Raw genomic sequence first — 254 nt, forward strand, 5'->3', positions numbered from 1 at the left:
CCGCCGCCACCGCCGCCGCCGCCACCGGATGGTGACGCAGACGCCGACTCCGATGCGGATGCTGATGCGGATACAGACGCCGATGCGGATGCCGATGCGGATACAGACGCCGACGCGGATGCCGATGCCGATGCGGATGCGGATGCCGACGCCGACGCCGACGCGGACGCGGATGCCGATGCGGACGCTGATGCGGATGCCGACGCCGATGCGGATGCTGACGCCGATGCCGATGCCGATGCCGATGCGGATGC

1 protein-coding gene is annotated in these 254 nt (G+C 70.5%); it reads left to right on the plus strand.

Annotated features, from left to right (window positions below; translation table 11 throughout):
* A partial coding sequence (locus tag B4U49_RS19585) for a hypothetical protein (RefSeq protein ID WP_193432788.1) occupies nt 1-254 on the plus strand: 254 nt, incomplete at both ends.

It is taken from the genome of Microbulbifer mangrovi, from assembly GCF_002009015.1.
Classification (GTDB): Bacteria; Pseudomonadota; Gammaproteobacteria; order Pseudomonadales; family Cellvibrionaceae; genus Microbulbifer; species Microbulbifer mangrovi.